Origin of the sequence: Helicobacter anseris (assembly GCF_003364335.1) — a bacterium.
GTDB lineage: Bacteria > Campylobacterota > Campylobacteria > Campylobacterales > Helicobacteraceae > Helicobacter_H > Helicobacter_H anseris.
In genome coordinates this window covers 1-24,261 of the sequence record NZ_NXLX01000004.1, presented here as the reverse complement: position 1 = coordinate 24,261, position 24,261 = coordinate 1, and the positions used below count along the sequence as shown (strand labels likewise).

At 31.5% G+C, this 24,261-nt stretch carries 27 protein-coding genes and 1 tRNA gene; 23 read left to right on the top strand and 5 right to left on the bottom strand.

Annotation, left to right across the window (positions count from 1 at the left end; all coding sequences use genetic code 11):
• The first annotated feature begins 34 nt into the window (after window positions 1-34).
• The 6 genes from CQA57_RS02530 to CQA57_RS02505 all read left to right on the top strand — a co-directional run bounded on the left by CQA57_RS02530 (window position 35) and on the right by CQA57_RS02505 (window position 3,707).
• Window positions 35-111, top strand: a tRNA-Met gene (locus tag CQA57_RS02530).
• A 101-nt stretch (window positions 112-212) separates the two neighbouring features.
• Entirely contained in the window at window positions 213-983 is a 771-nt protein-coding gene (gene motA / locus CQA57_RS02525; protein WP_115578671.1) for a flagellar motor stator protein MotA, read from the top strand.
• Window positions 984-991: 8 nt separating this feature from the next.
• A complete protein-coding gene (motB, locus tag CQA57_RS02520; RefSeq protein ID WP_115578670.1) occupies window positions 992-1,765 on the top strand; it encodes a flagellar motor protein MotB in 774 nt (257 codons plus the stop codon).
• The gene (locus CQA57_RS02515; RefSeq protein WP_115578669.1) at window positions 1,765-2,226 is read left to right on the top strand and encodes a DUF3972 domain-containing protein; all 462 of its coding nucleotides are present in this window, start codon (window positions 1,765-1,767) and stop codon (window positions 2,224-2,226) included. The genes motB and CQA57_RS02515 overlap by 1 nt, the downstream gene beginning before the upstream one ends.
• Window positions 2,227-3,090 carry a damage-control phosphatase ARMT1 family protein gene (locus CQA57_RS02510; protein ID WP_115578668.1) on the top strand — a complete coding sequence of 288 codons (864 nt, stop codon included), beginning with the start codon at window positions 2,227-2,229 and terminating at the stop codon, window positions 3,088-3,090.
• 35 nt (window positions 3,091-3,125) lie between these two features.
• Window positions 3,126-3,707 (top strand): phosphatase PAP2 family protein, encoded by a 582-nt coding sequence (locus tag CQA57_RS02505; protein WP_115578667.1) that lies wholly within the window; start codon window positions 3,126-3,128, stop codon window positions 3,705-3,707.
• A 6-nt stretch (window positions 3,708-3,713) separates the two neighbouring features.
• Here the strand turns inward: CQA57_RS02505 and CQA57_RS02500 are convergent, their stop codons facing one another.
• Window positions 3,714-4,112, bottom strand: coding sequence for a Fur family transcriptional regulator (locus CQA57_RS02500; protein WP_211305533.1), 399 nt, complete (start codon window positions 4,110-4,112; stop codon window positions 3,714-3,716).
• Between the two features lie 144 nt (window positions 4,113-4,256).
• Here CQA57_RS02500 and ffh point away from each other — a divergent pair, with 144 nt between their 5' ends.
• From ffh to rplS, 6 genes are all read left to right on the top strand, one after another.
• The gene (ffh, locus tag CQA57_RS02495) at window positions 4,257-5,591 is read left to right on the top strand and encodes a signal recognition particle protein (protein WP_115578665.1); all 1,335 of its coding nucleotides are present in this window, start codon (window positions 4,257-4,259) and stop codon (window positions 5,589-5,591) included.
• Between the two features lie 94 nt (window positions 5,592-5,685).
• A complete protein-coding gene (gene rpsP, locus CQA57_RS02490) occupies window positions 5,686-5,916 on the top strand; it encodes a 30S ribosomal protein S16 (protein ID WP_115578664.1) in 231 nt (76 codons plus the stop codon).
• A 14-nt stretch (window positions 5,917-5,930) separates the two neighbouring features.
• On the top strand, window positions 5,931-6,173 hold the full coding sequence (locus CQA57_RS02485) for a KH domain-containing protein (protein WP_115578663.1): 243 nt from the start codon (window positions 5,931-5,933) through the stop codon (window positions 6,171-6,173).
• Complete coding sequence (rimM, locus tag CQA57_RS02480; protein WP_115578662.1) at window positions 6,166-6,714, top strand: ribosome maturation factor RimM; 549 nt, start codon at window positions 6,166-6,168, stop codon at window positions 6,712-6,714. Before CQA57_RS02485 ends, rimM begins: the two co-directional genes overlap by 8 nt.
• Window positions 6,714-7,421: a tRNA (guanosine(37)-N1)-methyltransferase TrmD gene (gene trmD / locus CQA57_RS02475; protein WP_115578661.1), complete on the top strand. Its 708-nt coding sequence runs from the start codon at window positions 6,714-6,716 to the stop codon at window positions 7,419-7,421. Before rimM ends, trmD begins: the two co-directional genes overlap by 1 nt.
• Window positions 7,418-7,774, top strand: a complete 357-nt coding sequence (rplS, locus tag CQA57_RS02470) for a 50S ribosomal protein L19 (protein ID WP_115578660.1) — start codon at window positions 7,418-7,420, stop codon at window positions 7,772-7,774. The genes trmD and rplS overlap by 4 nt, the downstream gene beginning before the upstream one ends.
• Before the next feature lie 34 nt (window positions 7,775-7,808).
• Here rplS and hisH read toward each other — a convergent pair whose 3' ends face one another.
• Entirely contained in the window at window positions 7,809-8,420 is a 612-nt protein-coding gene (hisH, locus tag CQA57_RS02465; protein WP_115578659.1) for an imidazole glycerol phosphate synthase subunit HisH, read from the bottom strand.
• 73 nt (window positions 8,421-8,493) lie between these two features.
• Here hisH and CQA57_RS02460 point away from each other — a divergent pair, with 73 nt between their 5' ends.
• The 9 genes from CQA57_RS02460 to gatB all read left to right on the top strand — a co-directional run bounded on the left by CQA57_RS02460 (window position 8,494) and on the right by gatB (window position 19,152).
• Complete coding sequence (locus CQA57_RS02460) at window positions 8,494-9,396, top strand: DMT family transporter (RefSeq protein WP_115578658.1); 903 nt, start codon at window positions 8,494-8,496, stop codon at window positions 9,394-9,396.
• Window positions 9,386-9,790: a CoA-binding protein gene (locus tag CQA57_RS02455; protein ID WP_115578657.1), complete on the top strand. Its 405-nt coding sequence runs from the start codon at window positions 9,386-9,388 to the stop codon at window positions 9,788-9,790. The genes CQA57_RS02460 and CQA57_RS02455 overlap by 11 nt, the downstream gene beginning before the upstream one ends.
• Complete coding sequence (locus CQA57_RS02450) at window positions 9,790-11,031, top strand: hypothetical protein (protein WP_115578656.1); 1,242 nt, start codon at window positions 9,790-9,792, stop codon at window positions 11,029-11,031. Before CQA57_RS02455 ends, CQA57_RS02450 begins: the two co-directional genes overlap by 1 nt.
• Window positions 11,028-11,732, top strand: a complete 705-nt coding sequence (locus tag CQA57_RS02445) for a pilus assembly FimT family protein (RefSeq protein WP_115578655.1) — start codon at window positions 11,028-11,030, stop codon at window positions 11,730-11,732. The genes CQA57_RS02450 and CQA57_RS02445 overlap by 4 nt, the downstream gene beginning before the upstream one ends.
• Complete coding sequence (locus CQA57_RS02440; RefSeq protein WP_170126806.1) at window positions 11,717-12,859, top strand: glycosyltransferase; 1,143 nt, start codon at window positions 11,717-11,719, stop codon at window positions 12,857-12,859. The genes CQA57_RS02445 and CQA57_RS02440 overlap by 16 nt, the downstream gene beginning before the upstream one ends.
• A gap of 121 nt (window positions 12,860-12,980) precedes the next feature.
• Window positions 12,981-15,386 (top strand): outer membrane protein assembly factor BamA, encoded by a 2,406-nt coding sequence (gene bamA / locus CQA57_RS02435; protein WP_245941839.1) that lies wholly within the window; start codon window positions 12,981-12,983, stop codon window positions 15,384-15,386.
• Between the two features lies 1 nt (window position 15,387).
• The gene (locus tag CQA57_RS02430) at window positions 15,388-16,434 is read left to right on the top strand and encodes a dehypoxanthine futalosine cyclase (protein ID WP_115578653.1); all 1,047 of its coding nucleotides are present in this window, start codon (window positions 15,388-15,390) and stop codon (window positions 16,432-16,434) included.
• A complete protein-coding gene (locus tag CQA57_RS02425) occupies window positions 16,431-17,729 on the top strand; it encodes a M16 family metallopeptidase (RefSeq protein WP_407918729.1) in 1,299 nt (432 codons plus the stop codon). Before CQA57_RS02430 ends, CQA57_RS02425 begins: the two co-directional genes overlap by 4 nt.
• The gene (gene gatB, locus CQA57_RS02420) at window positions 17,722-19,152 is read left to right on the top strand and encodes an Asp-tRNA(Asn)/Glu-tRNA(Gln) amidotransferase subunit GatB (protein WP_115578651.1); all 1,431 of its coding nucleotides are present in this window, start codon (window positions 17,722-17,724) and stop codon (window positions 19,150-19,152) included. The genes CQA57_RS02425 and gatB overlap by 8 nt, the downstream gene beginning before the upstream one ends.
• 65 nt (window positions 19,153-19,217) lie before the next feature.
• Here gatB and CQA57_RS02415 read toward each other — a convergent pair whose 3' ends face one another.
• The 3 genes from CQA57_RS02415 to CQA57_RS02405 form a co-directional block, all read right to left on the bottom strand.
• The gene (locus tag CQA57_RS02415; protein ID WP_115578650.1) at window positions 19,218-20,660 is read right to left on the bottom strand and encodes an alanine/glycine:cation symporter family protein; all 1,443 of its coding nucleotides are present in this window, start codon (window positions 20,658-20,660) and stop codon (window positions 19,218-19,220) included.
• A gap of 135 nt (window positions 20,661-20,795) precedes the next feature.
• Entirely contained in the window at window positions 20,796-21,038 is a 243-nt protein-coding gene (locus CQA57_RS02410) for an HP0495 family protein (RefSeq protein ID WP_115578649.1), read from the bottom strand.
• Window positions 21,022-21,423 carry a YbgC/FadM family acyl-CoA thioesterase gene (locus CQA57_RS02405; protein WP_115578648.1) on the bottom strand — a complete coding sequence of 134 codons (402 nt, stop codon included), beginning with the start codon at window positions 21,421-21,423 and terminating at the stop codon, window positions 21,022-21,024. Before CQA57_RS02405 ends, CQA57_RS02410 begins: the two co-directional genes overlap by 17 nt.
• 171 nt (window positions 21,424-21,594) lie before the next feature.
• Between CQA57_RS02405 and CQA57_RS02400 the strand changes: the two genes are divergently transcribed.
• Window positions 21,595-22,926, top strand: coding sequence for a sodium-dependent transporter (locus tag CQA57_RS02400; protein ID WP_115578647.1), 1,332 nt, complete (start codon window positions 21,595-21,597; stop codon window positions 22,924-22,926).
• 3 nt (window positions 22,927-22,929) lie between these two features.
• Window positions 22,930-24,261, top strand: coding sequence for a sodium-dependent transporter (locus CQA57_RS02395; protein WP_115578646.1), 1,332 nt, complete (start codon window positions 22,930-22,932; stop codon window positions 24,259-24,261).

Here is a 24,261-nt window from a genome sequence, read left to right as displayed (position 1 = left end):
TCGTAGAATTACACTCTTACTTTTTAATACATAAGTCAAGGTAGCTCAGCTGGTTAGAGCGCTGGTCTCATAAGCCGGAGGTCGAGAGTTCAAGTCTCTCTCTTGACACCATCAAATAATTCCTATCCATCTTAATATACAAAAACTCACAAATAAAAGAAGTTTAATTTATGATATAATTTAGTCTTTATTATATAAATAGGGTATAAAATATGGATTTATCAAGTCTTTTAGGAATGATATTGGCAATTACTTCTATGTCTGTTGGAGACATACTTGAAGGTGGAAATCCTATACATCTAATCCACATAAGCTCTGTTATTATTATTATCCCTACTGCACTGTTTTCTGCTATGACAGGAACACATATGAGCTATATCAAAGCAGGTTTCAAAGAAGTAAAGATTGTTTTTTTAGGCTCCAAGGTCAATCTCAATGAGACTATCCATCAAATTGTAGAATTTGCAAATCTTGCAAGGAGAGATGGTGTATTGTCACTTGAGGCAAAAGTTGCTCAGATTGAGGATGACTTTATGCGAGAGGCTTTATCTAAAATTATTGATGGGCAAGATGGGAAAAGTGTGAAAGAGGAGATGGAAATCCAAATTGAACAGCTAGAAGAGTATTATCATGGAGCTGCGCATTATTGGTTGGTTGCTGGAGAATCTGCTCCAACATTTGGATTAGTTGGAGCCGTTATGGGACTAATGCTCGCTCTTCAAAAACTTGATAACCCTGCTGAAATGGCAGCTGGTATTGCTGGAGCTTTTACCGCAACTGTTACTGGGATCATGTGTGCATATGCTATATTTGGACCTTGGGGAAATAAACTTAAGGCAAATTCTCACGATATCATCAAAGAGAAGATTGTTATCTTAGAAGGTGTAGTAGGTATTGCCAATGGTGATAATCCTAGAAATCTTGAAGCAAAGCTACTTGGCTATATTACTCCAGGGAATCCAAAAATATCACAATTTGAATAAGGCATAAAATGGCAAAGAAAAAACAACAAGAATGTCCTGCTGGAGAGAAATGGGCTGTACCATATGCTGATTTCCTCTCATTACTGCTTGCCTTATTTATTGCCTTATATGCTATTTCTGCTCAAAATAAAGCTAAAGTAGAAGCACTAAAGTTAGAATTTATCAAAATTTTTGATTCTCCTCCAAAACCAGATACATTGCAACCTGTAACTAATATACCACCCAACCCCGGAGATATCGAAGAAACAACAGATGGTGAAAAATCTTTTCAAGCTCAAGTTTCTAGTGCTATTAAATCCGTGGAAAATATTGTTCAGATTGAACAACTAGTGCAAGAAGGTGGTGTTTTAGAACAAATTGAACAAGGAGTTACCCTACAATTACCATCAGAGCTAATCTTTGATAGAGAAAGTGCCGCTATAACAAGCGAAGAGATGCGTAAATATATTCGTGATATAGCCAACATTATCAAAAAACTCCCCCAACAGGTAAAAATTAATGTTAGAGGTTACACAGACGATACGCCACTCTCCTCTTTGTCGCCTTATAAAAATCATTTTGATTTAGCTGCAGCTAGAGCATCTGCTATTATGAATATACTGATTGAAAATGGAATCAATCCTAATATGCTTTCTTTTAGTTCTTATGGAAAAAACAATCCGTTAGCTCCAAATAACACCATTCAAAATAGAATAAAAAATAACCGTGTAGAAATCTTTTTATCTGCAGATCCAAGTAGTGTAAAAAATATAGAATCTCTTCTTGATAAATATACAAAATAATGCACCAACTCATTAATCTTGACCATTTTAGCGCTCTTACAAATATTACAAAAGAGGAATTAGATTCAAAACTAATTCACGAATATAGCGGTGAAAAATTTATTCACCCAATAGATGCCATCAATATTTTTTTGCAAAAAATTGACAATCAACTTCTTGCTATAGATATGAACGGAAATATTCTTGAGCCTATTTTTCTAGAAAAAACAATTCAAACTATAACTTTTTTTTACGAAACCCTATTAAAAAATAAAACAGAAGCATCAACTGATATTATTCAAGAAAATCAATTACTAAAAAATACACTCGTGTCATTACAAGAAGAATGTCAAACATACCAGCTTCAGATTCAAAATCTTCAAAAAGAAGTGGATAAAAAAAATGAAGAAATTGAATTTTTACAAAGAAAATATAAGCTCATGTGGGGCAAAGTTAGCAATATCGGTGGTATCAAAGACTAAATGTTAGCTTCTAAACAATGTCTTGAGTGTCTATATAATCAAATTAAAAATATTTTAGATATTTTTCCCCAAACAAATAATGATGACATTTTACAGGAAGTCAGAAAAAATTTAAAAAAACTTCCAAAAGCCCCTCCACCAAAGATAGCAGTTCCCATATACAAAAAACTATCCACCATGAGTAATCAAAAAGATTTTTATAAACAAATCAAAGAAACAGGCATTCAAAAAGCACACAACATTACACAAAATCTAAAACAAAATCTACCGCTTAACAATCCTTATGAAACATTAAAAGAAAGTATCAAAATAGCGGCTCTTGGTAATATTATTGATTATGGCTCTCAGACTCACTTTTCTTTTGAAAATTTTTCTTCGGCTGCAGATTTTGCCATATTTGATTTTGAAATATTTGAAAAAATGCTTCAAAAAAGCAAAAAGATACTTTATTTTGCAGATAATGCTGGGGAAAATTTATTTGATGCCATACTAATTGAAACAATTTACAGACAATATCCAAATATTCAAATTTTTTATCTCACAAGGGATAAACCTATTATCAATGATATCACATTGGAAGATATTACTCAAAATACGCTCTGTCATCCTCTACAAAAATTTTGCAAAATCTTAAGTAGCGGAATGGCAAGTCCTGGTTTTATCTATTCTGATGCACCCAAAAAAATCCAAAAAATGTTTAATGAAGCTGATTTGATTATTTCAAAAGGAATGGGTAATTTTGAATGTTTAGAAAATATAAAAGATTCTCGTTTGTTTTTATTATTTAAAATCAAATGTCAAGTCGTAGCAAATTTCTTAAATATTCCTATTGGAAAAATGATATTTAAGCAAAATATATACTAAAATCATCTATACTGCAGATAAAATATTGAGGATTTATGAAAAAGCTTTTTCTTGCATTTATATTAACAATGAATTTAAGTTACGCACAAAGAGATAATGCATTTGAACAATTAGGAGATGTTTTAACACTAATGCCATTATTTGTTGGTGTTGTTTCTCTTGGCATGGAAGATTACAGAGGTTTTGGTGAATTAGCGTTAGGAACCCTTGCAACACAGACAACTATTGAAATTTTAAAAAAGAGTTTTGCATATGCTCATACTAAGGGATATGATGTATCTTTTTCAAAACGACCTTGTTGTGAAGACTGGAAGGGAATGCCAAGTGGGCACTCTGGTGGTGGTTTTAGTGCCGCTGCTTTTGTTTATTATAGATATGGCTGGAAACCTGCTATTCCAGTTACTATACTAGCTTTTGTTACAGCAGCCTCAAGAGTTCAGGCAAAAAAACACACTATTTGGCAAGTTATGACAGGTGGTTTTATTGCTTGGGGATTTGGATGGATTTTTTCAAGCAAATATACAAACCCTAAAAATAAACTCACCATTCTTCCAAATATACAACAAGATAAATTTGGAGGAATGCAATATACTGCTACCTTAAATTATAGCTTCTAAGGCACTTTATTTACAATGAGAGCAGATTCCTATTAACATAACATTTGCATTGATCAATTCATAATGTGTTGCTTCTCTACATAAATTTACAATATTTTTAGAATCTAAAAACACATCTTCCAATTTCCCACATTTTTGACATACAACATGAATATGATGCTCACAAACCAATTCATATTTTTGCTTATGCTGAGGAATCTTGATTTCTCTTAAAAGATTTGCCTCATATAAAGAGGTAATATTTTTATACACTGTAGCCAAAGAAATTGATGGATATCTTGTTTTAATATTTTCATAAATCTCTTCAATACCAATATGCCCTCCTTTTTTAATCTCCTGCAAAATTGCTATTCTCTGTGGTGTAACTTTTAGTTTTTTTTCTCTCAATTTTTGTTCAAATATCATCATATTCCTTATTTGTTCCAACCAAAGCTAGGGAAATTCTAACAGATTTCATTAAATTAAATATAAGTTTATGTTAGAATCATTCCTATGAAAGTAAAAACAATAAATTTTAATCCTTAAACTTACAGAGAAAGGAGCGGTGTCTTGTTTGATATATTAGGAGAAAGCTTTAGAAATATTGCCAATAAAATACGCTTTAGTGATGATGAAAAAGCATTAGACAAAGCATTAGAAGAATTAAAAAAATCTCTTTTAAAAAATGATGTTCATCACAAGGTAACTAAAGAAATTATTCAACAAGTAGAACAAAAAACAAAAACTTTGGGTATTGGAAAACAAAATTTTCTCAAATCTCTTGAAGAGGCCATCTTGTCAATCCTTCACTCTAGTAAATCCTATGGCTTTGTATTTTCAAATAAGCCTCCTACAACCATTCTTATGACAGGATTACAAGGAAGTGGAAAAACTACAAGTAGCGCAAAGCTAGCAAATTATCTTAAAACAAAAAATAAAAAAGTCTTGCTAGCTGCTTGTGATTTACAAAGATTGGCTGCAGTTAAACAACTGCAACAATTAGGAGAACAGATAGAAGTTGAAGTTTTCTCCTTGCAGGATCAAGATGCATTAGAAGTAGCCAAACAGGCTAAACAAAAAGCAATAGATTCTCAATATGATGTTTTAATTATTGATACCGCTGGTCGTTTAGCAATTGATGAAAAACTCATGCAAGAATTAGAAGCCATCAAACAAGCAATACAACCTGATGAAATCTTTTATGTTGCCGATTCTCTAAGTGGTCAAGATGGAGTTAGAACCGCAAGCAGCTTTAATGAAAAACTTGATATAAGTGGGGTTATTTTAAGCAAGTTTGATAGTGATACAAAGGGAGGCATTGCTCTTTCTATTGCATATCAAATTGGATTACCTCTGCGTTTCATAGGAGTTGGTGAAAAAATACCAGATTTTGAAATTTTCATTCCAGATCGTATTGTTTCAAGACTAATGGGGGCTGGGGATATTGCCTCTTTGGCAGAAAAAACCGCTGGCATACTTAGTCAAAAAGAAGCTAAAGATATTACAAAAAAAATCAAAAAGGGTCAATTTGGTTTTATGGACTTTATTAATCAGCTTGAAAATATGAAAAAACTTGGATCAATGAGTTCTATAGTTTCCATGATACCAGGTCTCGGAAATATGGCTAATACTTTAAAAAATGTGGATTTGGAGAATTCAGTAGAAATAAAAAATATTAAAGCAATGGTAAATTCCATGACGCCAAAAGAAAGAGACAATCCAGACATTTTAAATGGCAGTAGAAGAAAAAGAATAGCTCAAGGTTGTGGTCTTGATGTTAGTGACATCAATCGCATTATTAAACAGTTTGATAATGCGGCAAAAATGGCAAAAAGATTTTCTAATAAAAATGGTATGCAAGAATTAATGAATATGATGGGGCAAATGAAACACTTAAAAAGATAATATTATGATTAAAAATATCAGATTTTTTTATGTATAATAAGGGTTTTTATTTACAAATAGCAAAAGAACAAAGTTTTTAAAACAAGGAGTATAAATGGCAACAGTAATCAGATTGACAAGAATGGGAAGAAAAAAGAAACCTTTTTATCGTATAGTAGTCACAGATTCTAGAAAAAGAAGAGATGGTGGTTGGATTGAATCTATTGGTTTTTACAATCCTCTAGCAGAAACTGCGCAAGTAAAGTTTGATAACGATCGCTTGTCTTATTGGAAAAGTGTTGGAGCCAAGATGAGCGAGCGTGTGGAAAAGCTTACTAGCAAATAAAAGACTAGTTAAATATGATTGAGGATTTTTTAACAGCTTATATTAAAAAGATTGTTAAAAAACCCGAATGCGTCTTTGTACAAAAAAATCAAATTATCGATGGCTATGAGTTTATCATATACGCCGATACCAATGACATAGGAAAGATTGTAGGCAAAGATGGTAAAATGATTGCATCCATCAAGGCTTTTATATCTGGTTGCAAGGCTAAAGATGGTTTAAATTATAAAGTGATGGCAAAAGTCAACAATGAATGACTTCATTGAAATCGCAAAACTTGGTAGAAGCATAGGCACTTCAGGTTTAATGAAGTGCATTATTTTTACAGACTTTCCAAATATTTTCCAAAAAGGTAATATTTTTTTTATCAAACCCTATCATGCGATTCTTGAAAATCAAATGCAACCATTAACGCTGAAATCTTTTAATCTTTCAAAATCCACTATTGCTTTTGAGGAAATAGACTCTCTAGAAGAAGCAAAAAAAATTACCAATTTTTTACTTCTTAGCTCCATTGAAGATACAAAAAAATATTGTCATTTGCAACAAAATGAGTTTTTTTGGTTTGATATTATTGGGTGCAACATTTTTGAAGATACCACTCTCCTAGGTTGTGTAAAAGATATTCAGCGTATTGCAAATACAGATTATTTGATTATTCAAACACATAAGGAACTTTCATCATTATTTGCAAAAGAATTTCTTATCCCCTATCTTGATCACTTTATTATTAGTGTTGATATACAAAATAAAAAAATCCATACAAAAAATACAAAAAATCTGCTAGAAGCAAGTTAATGCACTTTAGGTTTTTAACATTATTTCCAAACCTTATTCTCCCATACTTTGAAGATTCTATTTTAAAAAAAGCAATAGATAAAAAGCTTATCTCTATTGAAACAATCAATTTAAGAGATTATGCCAATAACAAATATAATAAAGTTGATGACACACAAGTAGGTGGTGGAGCAGGTCAAGTAATCAATTTTGATGTATTACAAAAGTCTTTAGAGACAATAACAAATAAAAGCTATATTATATTTCTTGCTCCTAGTGGCAAACCTTTTAACAACTTAGATGCTAAAAGACTTGCAAAAAAACAAGATATAACTTTTGTTTGTGGTCGTTATGAGGGTTTTGATGAAAGATCTATTGAATTATATGCTGATGAAATTTTAAGTATTGGTGATTTTATATTAACTGGGGGAGAACTTGGTGCCTTATGTGTTTGCGATAGCGTTGCTAGGCAAATTCCCATGGTTTTAGGAAATGAAAACTCATTGCTAGAAGAAAGCTTTGAAAACAATCTTCTAGAAGCACCTGTTTTTTCAAAATCCAAAACAAAAATGCAAAAAAATCAATTTTTTAATACTCCTTTAATATATTCAACAGGAAATCATAGTATAATAAGCGATTTAAAACATAATTTATCTGTATTAAAGACCAAGTACTTTAGGCCAGATTTATTTCTATTATGGAAATCTCAAAATAAGGGTAAAAAATGAAAAATAGATACATTGAAAGCTTTGAAAAAGCTCAGATTGGCGACAAGAAAGTTCCAAGCTTTAAAGCAGGAGATACAATTAGATTAGGGATACAAATCAAAGAAGGTGAAAAAACTCGTATTCAAAATTTTGAGGGTATCTGTATTTCAATTCGTGGAAATGGCGTAGATAGAACTTTTACAGTAAGAAAAATGGGAGCAAATAACATTGGTGTTGAAAAAACTTTCCCACTATATAGTGCAAGCCTACAAACTATTGAAGTATTAAGAATAGGTCGAGTAAGAAGAGCAAAACTTTACTACTTAAGAGATAGAAAAGGTAAGTCTGCTAGAATCAAAGAGTTGAGAAAGTAATTTTCTCAACTTAAAATCTCATTTTATCTTTATTTCAAAGCTTTAAAAAATTTTCCAATATTCTCAGTCCATTGCTATCTGATTTCTCTGGGTGTGGCTGTATTCCAAAAACATTGTCCTTATTGATAATAGCTGGGAATTCATATCCATATTTACAAGAAGCAACTATAAAATCTTTTTTTATTTGACAATGATAACTATGAACGAAATATAAAAAAAAGTTATCATCTAGCCCATTTAGTATTTTTGCATCTCTTTTTTTACAACATAGATTCCAACCAATATGCGGAATCTTCAATCCCAACATCGCATCTTTCTTAAAATGTATCACATCGCCATCAAATACGCCAAGCCCTCTATGTTCTCCAAATTCAAATCCTCGTTGAAATAAAAGTTGCATCCCAACACAAATTCCAAAAAAATATTTTCCACTATCTATAAAATCTAGTAATGCTTGCTCCATATTAGATTCTCTTAGATTTTTAATTGCATCTCCAAAAGCACCAACACCTGGCAAAATCAATTTATCACAAGTTTTAACCTCTTCTGGATATTTAATTTTTACCAATCTCATACCAGATTTTTCAAAAGCCTGTATCACACTACCAATATTTCCAGCACCATAATCAACAATACCCACTCTCATTCTACTAACACCTCTTTATTGTAATAAAGTATAATTCTATCTCAAAGTAAATATTGTTTCAATAGGTATAATAATGCATCACTTGTCTCTTGGTATCGTATTTATGTTTATTGCTTCTTTCTTCTTTGCAATCATGAATGCTTTCATCAAAATCCTCTCGCAAACAATTTCTCCTGTAGAAAATCTTTTTTTTCGCTCTATTATTATGACTTTTTTTATGCTTTTATTTTTAGCAATTCAAAAAAAACCTATTATAAAAAAATCTGGTGGTTGGCATAAATTATTTTTTCGTGCCTTTATAGGGGGATTGAGTATGCTTGCTTTATTTTATAACATTGCTACAATCCCTCTGAGCATAGCAACAACATTTGCACAAAGCACACCTTTATATGTTCTTTTATTTTCTCTGCTTTTTTTAAAAGAAAGGATTCCATTTACCATTATCATTGCTGGAATTATAGGGTTTATTGGAATTATTTTTATCTGCAATCCATTTGGACAACCTCTAGCACCCATAAATATTATAATGGGAATTTTTAGCGGTGGTGGAGCAGCCTTAGCACTAATTACTCTAAGAAGTCTCAAAGAATACTTTGAGAACTCTTTTATTATCTTATTTTTTGGGCTTAGTATGAGTATTGTTGGAGGTATTATAATTCTTTTACCTGTATTTTTTATTGATAACTCTTGGCATACCCCAAATTCTTTTGAATGGTGGATAATTATTCTAATGGGATTATCAGGCACAATTGGGCAACATTTCTTAACAAAGGCATATATGGCTGCTCCTGCTGGAATTGTTGCACCTATTGATTATGTTAAAATCCTATGGGGAATTTTTATGGGAGTGTATCTTGGAGATTCACTTCCAAATATTGAGACTTGGAGTGGCATATTGCTTATATTATTCTCTGGAATCCTGATAGCTTTGCCGATTTTTATCAAGGATTATAAAAGGATAAAAAATGGATACTAAAATATTTCAAAATATTCACACCATCGCAATTATAGGCTTAAGTCCAAATCAACAAAAAGATAGTTTTAAAGTAGCAAATTTCTTAATACAAAAAGGCTTTGAAGTTATTCCCATTTATCCAAAGGAAGATATTATTTTAGGTAAAAAGGTTTTTAGAAGCTATACACAAGCCCACAATAATCATAAAATTGATTGTGTAGTCATCTTCCGCAAAAGTGAAAAATGTTTTGAAATAGCTCAAGAAATTATTACACAAACCCCTCTTCCAAAAATTGTTTGGTTGCAACTTGGTATCACAAATATCTATGCCAAAAAAATACTAGAAGATAAAAATATCATCTTTGTAGAAAATCGTTGTATAAAAATTGAATTACAAAAAAATGGAATCTCTTGATGCTATTTAAAGATATTTTACTTTACATAAGGCTTTGGATCAATCTTTCTCATAAAACTTCAAGAAAGCTTGATATTATCGACTTATTTTTTATTTTAATTACCATTTTTTCCTCAGTAATTATACTTACTATGTTTCATCAACTTTCATTGAGCGAGAAAGAACTAAATAATCTTTTTTATAATAATCATTTTTTCTTTGAGTTTTTAAGAACTCTTATCAAATTTTTTGGAACAAATGCTTTTGTCTTAAAACTACCTTTATTAATTCTGCACATTCTTAATCTTATGCTTCTTTATGGTATTTGTAGGCATACTTTAAAAAATAAAAGCCATAGTTTAATTTGCATTATGATTTATATTTTATTGCCAGGGGTAAATCTCAGTGCAATTTTACTAATAGAGTGTTCTTGGATTATTTTTCTCACTTTTTTTGTGGGATATATCTATACAAGGTATCAAAAAATTCCAATTATATTATTAGCAATACTTTCTATTGCAACTTCTGGAGCAACAATATTGCTTATAGCAATTGCAATTTTTTCACTAAAAAACAAACAAAATAAGATTTTTATTTTCTGTATCGCATGCCTAGCTATCAATTGGTATCTTTATGATTTTGATATTGGAGGAAAACCACAAGCCTATTTCTTAGAAACACTTGCACAAATTGCAATACTCTACTCTCCTCTACTTTTTATTTATTATGCTTATAGTATTTATTGGAGTCTAAGACATCAAAACACAATACTACCATACATTGCAGCAACTAGTATAGTTTTTTGTATCATTCTTTCACTAAGACAAAATATCAATTTCTATATACTTATTCCACAAAGTCTTGTTGCACTGCCTATCATGATTCAATGTTTTATGAATGATTTAAAAGTTAGACTTCCACAATTTAGAAAAAACCACTATGTTTTTGCTAGTTTAATTCTTCTTTTCTTAGTTTTACAGACAAGTGTTATATTTGGCAATAAAATTACATATCTATTTTCCAATAAGCCAAACTTTGCTTCAAATTATTATTTTGCTAAAGAAATAGCCATGGAGCTTAAAAAATTAAATATCAATGCGATACATACCACATCGCCATCACTAAGAAAACAACTCGCATTTTATGGAATTAAAGACAATAAGAATCTTATCTTGCTACCGAGTAAATCCCTAAAAAAATCTGATATTATTATTTCCTATAACAATACCCCTATCTATCTTTTCCAAATTTATAAAAAATGAAACAATCTGCTTTTAGTATTTTTGAACTACTCCTTGTTTGTAGTCTTATTGGGATTCTTATTTTTTTTGCAAAACCAAACAACACCAATCAAATCTATAAGGTCTCCAACTATCTCTATCAAAATATTCTCTATACAAAAAATCTTGCCCTTACTCAAGATACACTATATACAAATCTCAACCAAACAAAATGGATAACAAATGCCTTTCCAAGTGTCTATCCTCAAATTCTTCTTAGTAATCAAACTTTTTGGCAAATTCAATTTCATTTAAGTGGAACCTACACGCAAAATAGTTTTAGTATTTATCTTGATACACCAAGACAAGCACAAACAACACATTATGATAATAGGCCAATGGCTGGAGACATTATTGCAACACAAGGTGTAAATTTGCAATGCTTAAGTGGTTATAACAATAGCAATATTTCAGATTTCTGCAAAAATAATGCTGATACCTACACAAGACTTTTAGAATCTTTTGGAATCAAACTTCAGATATCCACGCAAAATACTTGCAAAGAAAAACAAACTGGGAGAATTTATTTTGATAACACGGGAAAACCTTATTGTGGAACTACCCCTGTCTCACTCACACAACCTTTTATTATTACACTAACAAAAGATAATCTACAATCAAGTATATGCATTCTGCCCGTCACAGGAGCAATTTTGCAAGGAAAAATATGCAAAAAAATATAGCCATTCTTAGTGACTTTGATGTTGCACAAAGACCAAGACCTTTTAGAATGATACAAATGCTTAAAAACTCTTATCATCTTTTTGTAATTGCAAAAAATTGCTCTATTTTAGATGGAATAAAAACTTTTAGTTATCCAGCAGATAAAACTTCAAAAGAACGCTCACAGGAAGAAAATGATGCCATTTATCAAAAATGTATCAAAAAAGACTTTATCCCATTGATATTTACCAAAAATAGACTTTATATTAAAACAATTTTACGCTCTCTGCCAATCTTGGATCTTATCATAGTCGAAGATATCACCCTATTGCCTTTTGCAGTTGAATATAAACAAAAAAATAAAAAAACAAAAATTTTAATAGATCTTAGAGAATTTTATCCTCTTGAATATGAAAATGATAAAAGATGGCTAGAAAGTTTTGGTATGTTTTTTTATTTTATTTGCGAACGCTACTTGCCTCAAGTTGATTTTGCAATAACAGTAGGAGAAGGTATCGCAAAAAAATATCTAGAAACCTTTCAGCTAAAATGTGAGATTTTTTATTCCCTTCCTCCTTATTTTGATATCTCACCAAGCCCAATAGAACAAAAAATAAAAATTGTCTATCATGGTTTTTTAAGTCCTGATAGAAATTCACACATGCTTCTTGATATTGCACAAGAATTGGATCAAAGATTCCATATTTACATCTTAGGATTAAGCAACCAAGCAAATTTCCTGCAATCTCTACAGCAAAAAGCCCCAAGCAATGTAAGCTTTCTACCTCCTGTTGCAATGCAAGACATCATACCTTTTACTCAACAATTTGATCTAGGAATCCTTACTTTAACCCCAAACAATTTTAATAATGCCAATGCAATGCCAAATAAATTTTTTGAATATATTCAAGCAAGATTAGGGATTATCACCACACCATTGCCTTCATTAAGCTCTTTTATTTCAAAATATCATATTGGAAAGATGAGTCAAGATTTTTCAAAAGAAAGTCTGGTGCATACTATCAATACTCTTGATACCAAAGAGATAAAAAACTTTAAAATCTCTGCACACTATGCATCACAAACATTAAATCTCCTTTCTAATCAAAAAAAAATACTTCATTGGGTTGATCAACTACTCACATAATCTTCTTTTTATCATTGACACTTCAAACCTCATCACAATAAACCCAAGGTATTTACCAAAAGAAGTTTTGTTTAAGGTAGAATAAAAAATTATTTTAATATTCTTAAGATTAGGGCTATATTTGTTTTTAAAGCGTTTTATTTTTCCCATCGGTTTTATTGTTTGCTATAACATTAATGCAGAAGAAATTAAATCTATTAAATATGATGGTCTTGTGTATATGTCAGACCTTCTAGCACAAGAAGTAACAGGCATTAAAAAAGGCGATAACCTAGAAGAAAAAAAAATAGATTCCGCAATCCTTGCCCTTTATAATCAAGGCTACTTTAAAGATGTATATGCCACTTTTGACAAGGGGAATCTTGTTTTCCATTTTATAGAAAAACCTCGTGTAGCAAGTTTAGAAATCAAAGGATATGGGACAGAGCAAGAAAGAGAAACTATCTATAAGCAACTTGCTATCAAAAAGGGTGATGTTTTTGATGAACAAAAACTACAAAAAGCAAAAGAAACATTGCAAACTATCCTAGAAATTCAAGGATATTATGGGACAACCATACAAACTACCCAAGATGAAATTGGAGATAATGTTTATGCAATCACTCTTGATGTAAATAGAGGAGATAATATCTACATTACACGCGCATTTTATGATGGTAGAAAAAGCCTAAGCGTTAAACAAGTAGAATCTCTATCAGCCAATAAAGAAAAACAATTTATGGGATGGTTATGGGGTAGAAATGATGGTAAATTAAGACTACAAGAACTTGAATTTGATAACAAAAGAATCCAGGATGTATATATGAGACATGGTTTCTTAGATGCCAATGTATCCTCTCCCTACCTAGATACAAATTTTTCAAATTACACAGCAAATCTTTATTTTAAAATTGATGAGGGAATACAATATAAAATCTCTGATATTGATATTCAAATTGACAACGAGGTAGAATCTATAGCAAAACTAAAAAAATTGCTAAAAAGTAAAAAAAATAAGTATATCAATATTGAAGAATTGCGAATGGATATGCAACTTCTAAAACAAGCTGTTGCGGATTATGGCTATGCCTTTGCTATGGTAAATCCGGATTTAGACAAAGATGAGGCTAATGGTAGCGTGAAAATTATCTATCATATCCAAGTAGGGCAAAAAGTAAAAATCAATGATGTTATTGTTACAGGGAATACAAGAACTGCAGATAGAATTATACGCCGCGAAATCTTACTTGCACCAAATGATACCTATTCGCTTACAAAAATTATGGCTTCTGAAAATGCCCTAAGAAGATTAGGATTTTTTGAAAATGTCAAAATTGACCAAAAAAGACTCTCTGAAAATACTATGGATTTGGTCGTAAATGTCTCTGAGGGGAGAACTGGTGAGCTACAATTTGGAATGGGGTATGGAAGCTATGGTGGCTTAATGATCAATGGAACAATTAGTGAGAGAAATTTATTTGGAACTGGTCAAAGTGGAAGCATCTATGCGAATATATCCACTGGTTCTGGACTTACCTACTATGGGATAAAAAATGCAGGTAAATCTTATTCTGGAAGCATTTCCTTAACAAATCCTAGATTATTTGATAGTTATTATAGCTCCTCTATAAATTTATATGCCACCTACTCCGTAAGCTATAACTATATACAACAAAGTGGTGGTTTTGGTATCTCTGTGGGCAAACTTCTGACCAATACTCTAAGAGCTAATATTGGTTATGATTTCAATGTTTTAAAGACGAGTAATTTTACTTCACCACTATATGAACGCTACTATGCCTCAAAAGATAGAGTTGTGGGCACATATGGAAACTATTCAATTACAGGACTTTGGGACAAAGAATATGCACTCCCAATTACAAGCTCCATTACCCCTAGCCTTAGCTTTGATAATACAGATGATTATTACTTTCCTAAAAGAGGTTTTATTGCATCTGCATATGCTCAGTTTAATGGAATTGGTGGAGATGTGTATAACACAAAAGTATATGCAAAATTTGCAGCATATACATATTTTAAAGATTATATTGGTTTAGATCTTATTGGTAGATATAAGGCACAAGGAGGATATTTCTTTAGATATGATAAGGAAAGCTTTTTGCCCATCAATAATACTTTTTATATGGGTGGTGTAACCACTATCCGTGGCTTTAGAAGTGGTTCTATTTCTCCAAGAGATGAACTAGGACTTTGGGTTGGTGGTGATGGAATGTTTACAAACTCTGTTGAATTAAGCTATGGTCTTTTAGAATCTGCAAAAATGCGCATATCCGCATATTTTGATTATGGGTTGTTGCATTACCGCACTTACTCAGGAGTTGCAGATAAAAATATTGCAAACTTTAAAGACTTTGGTATTGTAGGGTCAGGAAACAATATGATCACTTGGAGAGCTGCTACAGGCGTAGCGTTAGAATGGGTATCACCTATGGGACCAATTGTGCTAGTCTTCCCTATCAAAGTATTTAATGAACAAGCTGGAGATTACACCTCAAGTTTTGAATTCACACTTGGAACAAGGTTTTAAAATGTCACGAATTACAAATAAAGAAATATTAGATCTCATGCAAAATGCATCATTAAAAGATTTGGGAGTAATGGCAAATAAAATCAAAACGCAACTGCATCCACAGAAAATTACTACTTTTATTGTTGATCGCAATATCAATTACACAAATATATGTTGGGTAGATTGTGATTTTTGTGCTTTTAAAAGAAAAATTGGTGAGGAAGATGGATATATCTTAAGTTTTGAAGAAATTGATAAAAAAATAGAAGAATTACTTGAAATTGGGGGAACTCAAATACTTTTTCAAGGTGGTGTCCATCCAAAACTCAAAATAGATTACTATCAAAACCTCGTTGCTCATATCCATCAAAAATACCCTGAAATCACCATTCATGGATTTTCTGCTATAGAAATTCACTACATTGCAAAAGTATCAAACCTAAGCATAACAGAAGTTTTGCAGTGTCTTAAAGATGCTGGCTTATCCTCAATTCCTGGTGCAGGTGCAGAAATACTAAGCGATAGAGTAAGAGATATGATTGCTCCAAAAAAGCTAGATTCTGATGAATGGATTGATGTGCATAGACAGGCACATAAACTTGATATTAAAAGCACTGCTACTATGATGTTTGGTAGCGTGGATAATGATGAAGATATTATAGAGCATTGGGATAGAATTCGATCACTTCAAGATGAAACAAATGGATTTAGGGCTTTTATACTCTGGAGCTTTCAACCACAAAATACTCCACTACAAGCAAGATTCCCTAATCTCACAAAAGCCTCATCAAATCGCTATCTAAGACTCCTTGCATGCAGTAGAATTTATCTAGATAATTTTAAAAATATTCAAAGCTCTTGGGTTACTCAAGGTTCTCATATTGGGCAACTTGCCCTACTTTTTGGGGCTAATGATTTGGGAAGCACTATGATGGAAGAAAATGTCGTTTCTGCTGCTGGTGCAAGCAATTCTATGAATCAACAAGAGATGATAAAGCTTATTAAAGATATTGGGGATAAGCCTGCAAAACGAAATACAGCATATGAAATTTTGGAGTATTTTTGATGAAATTTCTTTTTACAGCAATTTTATTTCTAGGAGTTTTCATGCAAACAAAAGCAATTGAATATATCAAAATCAATCATCAAGAAATTCCTGTAATTTTTGAGTATTCTCAAGTAATTCCTGCTGGTTTTATACGTCTTAGTTTTCTAGGAGGGGGTAGTATTAATGATGGAAAACTTTCAGGACTTTCATCACTTAGTGCAAAATTATTGAATGAAGGAAGTAAATCTTTAGGAGTTATTAAATTTTCTGAGGAACTTGACAAGCGTGCAATATCTCTTCATAGCACTGCTGGTATTGAAACTCTAAATATAGAACTAGGTTTCCTTAAAGAACAGCAAAAAGAAGCACTAAAACTATTACAAGAGCTTTTATTAGATCCTAATTACACTCAAAATACCCTTGAAAAAATCAAACAAAATGCCATCAATACCCTTTTGGCAAAAGAGAATGATTTTGATTATATTGCAAATAAAAACCTCTCAACCCTTCTTTTTAAAGATACTCCATTGGCCAAAAACCCTACAAAAGAAAGTTTAGAAAATATCACGCTTGAAGATATTAAAAATTTTATTCAAGAAAATCTTACTCTTGCAAGAGTGATTGTTACAATGGGTGGAGACATAGATGAAAAACAAACTCTTCAAGAAATAAAAAATATCTTATCAAATTTAAATACAGGCATTAAAGCTCAAACTCATAAATATGAAGCCAATCCAAACAAGGAAGAAATTACTACATATAAAGAAACTCAGCAAGCTTATATCTATTTTGGAGCACCATTTTATATATCAAATCTTAAAGAAGATTCCTATAAGGCTAAAATTCTATCCTTTGTGCTTGGTGCAAGTGGTTTTGGCTCTAGATTAATGGAAGAAATTCGCGTAAAAAGAGGTCTTGCCTATTCTGCATATTTAAGAGTAAATACTGGCAAAATCATAAGTTATGCATCAGGATATTTACAAACAAAGCTTGATAATCAACAAGAAGCCATTAGTCTTGTTAAAGAAATTGTAAAAGAATTTATCCAAAATGGAATCACGCAAGAAGAATTGGATAGTGCCAAACAATTTTTATTGGGAAATGAACCCCTAAAAAAAGAAACACTCTCTCAAAGGCTAAATACAAAATTTCAAAATTTCTATTTAGGATTGCCTATTGATTTTGATCAAATACAACTTGAACAAATCCAAGATATCTCCCTTGATACAATCAATAGTTATATTAAATCTCATGTTGAATTAAATGACTTAACCTTTAGCATTTTAACAATGGAGGAAAAAGATAATGAATAATGCATTTGAAACTATCATAGGACTTGAAGTACATGTACAACTCAATACTAATACAAAAATTTTCTGCTCTTGTGCGACAAGTTTTGGAGATGAACCAAATAAAAATGTGTGCCCCACTTGCTTAGGTCTGCCTGGTGCGTTACCTGTTTTAAATAAAGAAGTTGTAAAAAAAGCAATTGCCTTTGGAACTGCTATCAACGCAACAATCAATCAAAACTCCATCTTTGCAAGAAAAAATTATTTTTATCCGGACTTACCTAAGGCTTATCAGATTAGTCAATTTGAGATTCCTATAGTTGGAAAAGGATATATTGAAATCAGTCTCAATGGTGAGAAAAAAACTATCGGAATCACTCGTGCTCATATGGAAGAAGACGCTGGAAAAAATATCCACGATGCTAATGTTTCAAAAGTAGATTTAAATCGTGCTTGCACTCCATTGCTTGAAATTGTAAGCGAACCAGATATGAGAAGTAGTGATGAGGCTGTTGCTTATCTGAAAAAATTACATTCAATTGTAAGATTTTTAGAAATTTCTGATGCAAATATGCAAGAGGGTAGTTTTCGATGTGATGCCAATGTTTCTATACGACCAAAAGGCGATACAAAACTTTATACGAGAGTAGAAATCAAAAATCTCAACTCATTTAAATTTATCCAAAAAGCAATTGAATATGAAACACAAAGACAAATTGATGCTTGGGAAAGTGGAAAATATGATTTAGAGATTATTCAAGAAACAAGATTATTTGATACCTCAAAAGGCATTACAAGATCTATGAGAGGAAAAGAAGAAGCTGCGGATTATAGATATTTTCCAGATCCAGACTTACTTCCTGTATATATTGATGAAGAGCTTATGGAAGAAGGAAGGAAGATTCCAGAAATGCCTGATGAAAAACGTGCAAGATATGTAAGCACTTTAGGCATTAAAGAAGAGGATGCTCAAACACTTACCTCAAGCCTAGAACTCGCAACTTTTTTTGAAAAAATGCTTGCTCAAAACATCAATCCCAAAGCATGTGTAACTTGGCTGATTGTTGAGCTTCAAGGATTACTAAAGGATGGAAACACATTGCAAACTTGTGGTATCACCCCAGAATTGCTCTCTACTCTAATCAAACGCATAGAAGATAATAAAGTAAGCGGTAGAGATGCTAAAGATGTTTTAAAAGTTCTTGTAAAAGAAAAGGGTGGAGACATTGATTTGTTGATAGATTCTATGGGGTTAGCACAAATAAACGACGATGGGGCACTATTAAGCACAATTGAAGCGGTATTGAATGCCAATCAAGACAAAGTAGAAGAATTTAAAAGCGGGAAAGAAAAGCTATTTGGTTTCTTTGTTGGCCAAGTTATGAAAAATATAAAAGGTGCAAATCCAGCAAGAGTAAATGAACTTTTAAAAGAAAAATTAAAATAACCCTTATAATTCCACAAGGGTTATTTTTATCTTATATTACACCCTTTTTTTCTAAGAAAAGGGACTTAATCCCAACATTCTGTGTTCTTAATTCCAAGCTTTTTTGCGCTAAATTTTGGATTTAAACCTTGTTTTCTTTGATTTTTATAATCCTTTAATGCTTTTAATACAATATCTGATAAAAATAAAATAGCAATAATATTTAGAGTTGCCATTAACCCCATAAAAATATCAGCTAACTCCCATGCTAATTTTAAATCCATTTGAGAACCTATAAACACCATTGCAACAGCACTTATCTGAAACAACACCATTATTATTTTAGATTTTGTTAAATATTTGATATTAGCTTGAGCATAATAATAATTTCCTATCAAAGAAGTAATTGCAAAAAGCACAATTGCTATTGTCACAAAATAAAGTCCCCAAGAACCAAAATGCTCTGTCATAGCACTTTGCACCAAAGGCATTGCCGTAAGCTCTTGCCCCTTTGCAACAAAGGAAGAAGAAAAAAGTACCAAAAACGCAGAACTAGAGCAAACCAATACATCAATAAACACACTCAAAGACTGCACGAGTCCTTGCTTAACAGGGTGAGTTGTATGAGCTGCTGCTGCGGCATTTGGCGCAGAACCCATACCTGCTTCATTAGAAAATAACCCCCTTTTAATACCTATAACAATTGCACTACCTGCAAAACCTCCAAAAATTGCCTTAAAATCAAACGCATTTGTCAAAATATCTTTCATAACATCAGGTATTTTTTCAAAATTTAATATCATAACAATCAAAGCAAGACAAATATAAGCCAAAGCCATATAAGGCACAATTACAGAACTTACCTTTCCAATAAAATGACTTTTACTAAAAAACATTATCGCAGAAAAACCAGCCAAAATACAACCAATATAAAGTGTCCAATTACTATCTGCAAAACTTAAAATATTTGCATTAGCAGTTTTATTATAATACACCTCAAAAGCCGAAGTCATCGTATAAGATTGCAATCCATTAAATCCATAAGCATAAGTTAAAATTAGCACTATAGCAAATAAAGATCCCATCCATTTCATATTTAATGCTCTTTGCATATAATATGCTGGTCCCCCTTTAAAGCCTTTACCATCTTTTGTCTTATAGATTTGTGCCAATGTGCTTTCAGCAAAAGCACTCGCTCCACCAAAAAAAGCCATAACCCACATCCAAAATATTGCTCCAGAACCTCCCGCCACAATAGCAAAAGCAATTCCAGCAATATTACCAATACCAACTCTTGAAGCAGTAGAAATCATTAAAGCCTGAAAAGGGCTAATGTGCTCTGCATGTTTCTTTTGTGTCTCTGGCTTTTCTGTCACAACCTTGATACTCTCAGCAAGAAGTCCTATTTGAACAAATCCAAGCCTCAAACTATAAAAAATACCCACAAACACTAATAAGCCTACTAAATAATAGGTATAAAGCCAATTATTTACCCCTCCTAAAAAATTTACAAAAAAATCTATATTCATTTATAACACCTCCGATTTTCTTTATTGCTAACTTAGATACAAAAAATTTGCAATGCTAAAAAATTATAACAACCGCATTAAAGCGAAACAAAATAGAATCTCTAAGCAACAAATACACTATTACTTTTTGTAACACTAGATAACCATTTTAATAGCCTCAAAATTCAACAGCTTCTGAAAAATCAAATTTCGCTCTTCTTCATTATCAACTTCTACAATTAGATGCAAGGAAATATACTTTCCATTACTTGATGCATTTTTTCTTTCTAGTTCGTATTGCTTATCCAAAAGCTCAAAAACAAACTCCCTTATTTTATCTTCATCCTCTCCTATAATTCTATATTCCCATTTACAGGGATATTCAATCTTTGCTTCCATTGATAATCTCCAAAATATATTGTGGTATTCTCCTTGGCTTTTTTATTGCACGATCCAAAAAAGCTAATTTTACATCCATTGAAAAAATCTCCTGCCCATCAATGCCATTACAATCATCATGCAGAAAAATCCTTTGTCGCAAAACCAAAGAAGTATTTTTTATCTCTAAAGTTTCTGTCTTGATTCTAATTAAATCTCCTAGCTTTGCACTACTCAAAAATTTTGCTTCTATGCTTGCAACAACAAAAAATCCTTCTTTTGTTTCTGGTAAGCTATTATTTTTAAAAAAGAGTTCACTCCTTGCACGCTCACAAAATTTTAAATAATTACTATGATATACAATTCCTCCGCAGTCTGTATCTTCATAATATACCCTAAAATACACTTATATCCCCTATATCTATATTTCTTAGAAATAATAGCAAAACCTTGCAAAAATATAAAATTGATTTTTTTAATAAAATTTTAATTTTTTTTTTGATAGGCTCATAGCTTAGTCAAATTTCTAGAGTTTGATTAAGCTATGTTATATACTTTGAAACAAGGATTTTTTATTATGAACAACTTTTCTAAACTTGGTTTTATAATGGCTACATTAGGTAGCTCTATAGGTTTAGGACATATTTGGCGTTTCCCCTATATGGCTGGAAGCAGTGGTGGTGGAGCTTTTGTTTTGCTTTATTTAGCAATTATTTTTATCATTGGAATTTCTTTGCTTGTGGCTGAAATGATTATTGGTAATAAGGGAAGAGCTAATGCACAAGATTCTTTTAATGCTCTTGATACTACCAAAGCTAAAAAATGGAAATGGGGAGGTATCTTTTTAATTGGTGGGCCAATAATCCTCACTTACTATTGTGTAGTTTTAGGTTGGGTGATTTATTATCTTGTAATGCTAAGTTTTAATCTACCTTCTGATGTAAAAACATCTCAAGATATCTTTGTAAATTTATTAAATGAAGGTGTTATGGCACAAATTATTTGTTTTTTTGCAATTGTTTTTATTACAGGATATTTTGTTGCTCGTGGAGTAAAAGCTGGAATTGAGGTTTTAAATTTTATTCTTATGCCTCTATTGTTTATTATTTTTATTGGGCTTTTAATTTATTCAATGACACTACCTTCTTTTTCACAAGGTGTGCATTTTATGTTTGATTTTGATTTTAGTAAAATTACCTCTAAGGTCTTAATAGATGCTTTAGGGCAAGTGTTTTACTCCCTATCTATAGGTATTTGTATTATTATCACCTATGCTGCTACAACTGAAGAAAAACAGAATCTTTTTTCTAGTGCAATGTGGGTTGTGATTCCTGGGATTTTAATTTCTTTGATTGCTGGAGTGATGATTTTTACTTTTGTTTTTGAACATAATGCAGAACCTGCAAGTGGTCCTGGTCTTATTTTTATTACACTGCCATTGATTTTTAAAGAAATGGGATTAACAGGCAATATCATTTGTTTATTATTTATGATAGGCTTAGCATTTGCTGGAATCTCAAGCACAGTTTCATTATTAGAGCCTTCTGTAAAGTGGCTAGAAGAAAAAACAAAACTCAATCGTTTTAGTGCAACTTGGTTTTTATCCTTTTTAATTTTTGTTGTAGGTGTTGCTTTGATTTTTTCACTCAATCCTAATAACAAACTAGAAATTATGGGCAAAAATTTATTTGATTGTGCAGATTGGTTAAGTGCAAATATTTTACTTACACTTGGTGGTTTAACATCTTGCATATTTGTAGGATGGGTAATTGGTAAAGAAAAATTAAGAAGCTTTACTCAACATTATTTCAATAATGCTGCATTTGAGCTTTGGTTATTTTCATTGCGTTATTTAGCACCAGCTACTATTCTTACAATACTAATTTATAATTTGTTTATTAAGGGATAAGGAATGAACAACTTTTCTAAACTTGGTTTTATAATGGCTACATTAGGTAGCTCTATAGGTTTAGGACATATTTGGCGTTTCCCCTATATGGCTGGAAGCAATGGTGGTGGAGCTTTTGTTTTATTATTCCTAACCATAACGCTAGTAGTAGGCGTATCCATGCTCGTGGCTGAAATGATTATTGGCAATAAGGGAAGAGCTAATACGCAAGATTCTTTTAATGCTCTTGATACTACCAAAGCTAAAAAATGGAAATGGGGAGGTATCTTTTTAATTGGCGGGCCTCTTGTTTTAACTTTTTATTGTGTAGTTTTAGGTTGGGTGATTTATTATCTTGTAATGCTAAGTTTTAATCTACCTTCTGATGTAAAAACATCTCAAGATATCTTTGTAAATTTATTAAATGAAGGTGTTATGGCACAAATTATTTGTTTTTTTGCGATTGTTTTTATTACAGGATATTTTGTTGCTCGTGGAGTAAAAGCTGGAATTGAGGTTTTAAATTTTATTCTTATGCCTCTATTGTTTATTATTTTTATTGGGCTTTTAATTTATTCAATGACACTACCTTCTTTTTCACAAGGTGTGCATTTTATGTTTGATTTTGATTTTAGTAAAATTACCTCTAAGGTCTTAATAGATGCTTTAGGGCAAGTGTTTTTCTCTTTATCCATAGGTGCTGGGACAATCATCACCTATGCTGCTACAACTGAAGAAAAACAGAATCTTTTTTCTAGTGCAATGTGGGTTGTGATTCCTGGGATTTTAATTTCTTTGATTGCTGGAGTGATGATTTTTACTTTTGTTTTTGAACATAATGCAGAACCTGCAAGTGGTCCTGGTCTTATTTTTATTACACTGCCATTGATTTTTAAAGAAATGGGATTAACAGGCAATATCATTTGTTTATTATTTATGATAGGCTTAGCATTTGCTGGAATCTCAAGCACAGTTTCATTATTAGAGCCTTCTGTAAAGTGGCTAGAAGAAAAAACAAAACTCAATCGTTTTAGTGCAACTTGGTTTTTATCCTTTTTAATTTTTGTTGTAGGTGTTGCTTTGATTTTTTCACTCAATCCTAATAACAAACTAGAAATTATGGGCAAAAATTTATTTGATTGTGCAGATTGGTTAAGTGCAAATATTTTACTTACACTTGGTGGTTTAACATCTTGCATATTTGTAGGATGGGTAATTGGTAAAGAAAAATTAAGAAGCTTTACTCAACATTATTTCAATAATGCTGCATTTGAGCTTTGGTTATTTTCATTGCGTTATTTAGCACCAGCTACTATTCTTACAATACTAATTTATAATTTGTTTATTAAGGGATAA